Consider the following 2,484-nt stretch of genomic DNA (forward strand, 5'->3'; position numbering starts at 1 on the left):
GCGGAAACCAGGCAACTACCTGGCCTTTCTCGGACTGGCCGCAGCCCTCTGCTGCTACAAACGGCTCCTCAAACTGACCATGCAGGACACGGTCTGAGTGGGTCCGCCGCTGGCGAGCCGAGGGTGAGCAAGGGCTGCACGACCGCTCCAGCCGGCCGCGCACGACACCACGCCGCACCCACGGCGACGACCGAAGCGCAGGTGTGCCGCCTGCGCCAGGACCGAAAACTCGGCCCCGCCCGCATCGGCCCGATTCTGGGACTGACACCAGATCGCGAACCGCGTCGACGGCGGCGAGCGACCTACAACCGTTACGGCGGGGTGCGGCACCTGTTCGCCAGTGTTGGTGCCCCGCCTTCGCCGAGGAGGAGTGCCGCACCGATCCCTCCTGCTGCCACAGTTTCGCCTGCCACGGGGGTGCGGCGGCATAAAGATTCCCCAACTGGATCAGCTGGGGAATATTTATGTGCAAAATGCTAGAGAGACATTGAAGGTTCAGGAAGGCTAGGCAGGCTTCCTGTTTTATAGTACCCTCGCCCTTCGCCCAAATTTCCATCGGCACCGACGAATCGATCGATCAAATGCAAGCTACTTGAGTGTGAAAAGTGAACCCAGGGCCCAGATACCTCCACGTTCTCGCCAGACGCAAATGGAATGGGGCCCGATGCGCCCACTGGCCGTTTGTACTCGCGGTGGGAAATTACTTTTCCCTCATTGGTCACGGTATCGGTATCGGCCAGCATGGTTATAATGGAGGCGAATTTCACGCTTTCCTGGCTGGCATTTTTGAGTTTTACATGGGGGCGGGCGTAGAGAGTTCCGTCATCTCCATTCTTGAACTCTATGCAACTTTGCTGCTGCATCCCAATATACTCTTTGTCGGTAGCTGCAACCCAGTGATTGGTGTCATCGACAAAGCCGTTTGTATGTGGTGTAAAAATCTTAGTGCACTTAGTTTTTGGAAGCAAAGTGAGGGTGTCGGATCCTGGTCCCCCGCCGATGACCAGGATTCCTGCTGCGATCGCACTGGCTGCGACGCAGACTGCGCCTAGTTTGATCTTAGTTTTAGCTAGAGCTTTCTTCATCATTCCTCCAGAGTGGATGGGCCTTGCCCGCGATGGTCACATGAGGGGTGAAGAATTAGTATTGGGGGGTGGCCCTGAGGATGTGTAGAGCTCGGAACACGATCATGTTCGGGTCTTCTTGAGGTGCCTCCAGGTGAGGCTGCAGGCGAGGGTGTTCCTGGCCTTCCTCGGTCTCGCAGCCGCCCTGACCTGCTACAAGAAGCTCGCAAACTCGCCACGCGAGACAGCCCTTACGAGTTGGTGGGTAATAGCGGGTGGGCATGTTCTGCTGGTGAGGGACATGATTGAGCGTTCGGTGCTGACGCATGCGTTGTTCACGGGCGTCTCGACAGTTCATCTGTCGTCTTTGGTGGCGGAGTTGGCTAGGGCGTGTCCTACCTTTCAGGTACGGGCCCTGGATCGGTCATTCGTAGGATCGGTGAAGGCCCCGGGGGGCTTCGGCTATGGCTGTGAGCGTGTCGCCGTCTGATGGCTCAAGAGACTTGGCCGCCCGGAGCCCCAAGACGACTCGACCGCTAATTGGGATACGCGACTCGATCGCTGTGTAGGACAACGTCGGCGCGGTCGTCTGTGGGATCGCTGTGAGGTGACGAGCCGGCGGAGGTAAGCGTGCCTGAGATCTGGGCGGGGATGGACATCGGCAAGGAGCATCACCATTGCGTGGTGATTGATGCGCAGGGGCAGCGCCTGCTGTCGCGTCGAGTCCTCAACGATGAGGCAGAGCTTCTACGACTGATCGGCGATGTCCTTGCTTTCTCCGCCGACGCGCTGTGGGCGGTGGACATCAACCACGGTGGTGCCGCTCTGCTGATCGGGCTGCTGCTTGGTCGTGATCAACCGATGGTCTACCTCACTGGACTGGCCGTTCATCAGGCATCGACGGCTTACCGCGGCCAGAGCAAGACGTATGCCAAAGACGCCTTCGTCATTGCCGACCAGGCGCGCATGCGCAAGGACCTCGGCTTGTTGCGGCCCGGCGACGAGATAGCTGTTGACTTGCGAACTCTGACTGATTGCCGCACCGATCTCGTCTGCGACCGAACGCGGCAGATCAACCGTCTGCGGGCTCAGCTTCTTGAGATGTTTCCCGCGTTAGTACTGCAACGGTCTTTAGCCTGATGGTTGGGCAGTTCCTGGTGGTGTGTGGCCGCGGCGTTTGTAGTGGCTGATGCGGGCCTGGTGTTGGCGTCTGCGGCGCCATGTCGACCAGTGCAGGATGTGGTCGACCGGGGTGGGGCGGCGGTTGGTGAGACGGGTGATCAGGCGTCGGATCTCGGCGAGGCTGTAGTGGATGAGCTGGGAGGATGGGCCCTGACCCCGGATTTTGGACACCGGAGAGACTTGGGCCTTGATGGTCCAGGAGAACGGAGTCCCTGTGGGGATGAAGCACTACCCCGCC

At 59.8% G+C, this 2,484-nt stretch carries 1 protein-coding gene and 2 pseudogenes; 2 read left to right on the top strand and 1 reads right to left on the bottom strand.

Annotated features, from left to right (window positions below; translation table 11 throughout):
* Nucleotides 1–86: 86 nt before the first annotated feature.
* Nucleotides 87–312: pseudogene (locus tag ACZ4NT_RS39100) on the top strand (helix-turn-helix domain-containing protein); the annotation flags it as partial.
* A 164-nt stretch (nt 313–476) separates the two neighbouring features.
* On the opposite strand, the gene ACZ4NT_RS39105 reads toward ACZ4NT_RS39100, so the two are convergent.
* Nucleotides 477–1,088, bottom strand: coding sequence for a hypothetical protein (locus ACZ4NT_RS39105; protein ID WP_467730185.1), 612 nt, complete (start codon nt 1,086–1,088; stop codon nt 477–479).
* A 606-nt stretch (nt 1,089–1,694) separates the two neighbouring features.
* On the opposite strand from ACZ4NT_RS39105, the pseudogene ACZ4NT_RS39110 reads away from it, so the two are divergent.
* Nucleotides 1,695–2,180: pseudogene (locus ACZ4NT_RS39110) on the top strand (IS110 family transposase); the annotation flags it as partial.
* Between the last annotated feature and the right edge of the window lie 304 nt (nt 2,181–2,484).

It is taken from the genome of Streptomyces sp. NPDC026417, from assembly GCF_055567695.1.

What these genes read in the sequence shown, in the direction of transcription:
- ACZ4NT_RS39105 (WP_467730185.1), bottom strand. Translation starts at nt 1,088, where the DNA reads ATGATGAAGAAAGCTCTAGCTAAAACTAAGATCAAACTAGGCGCAGTC.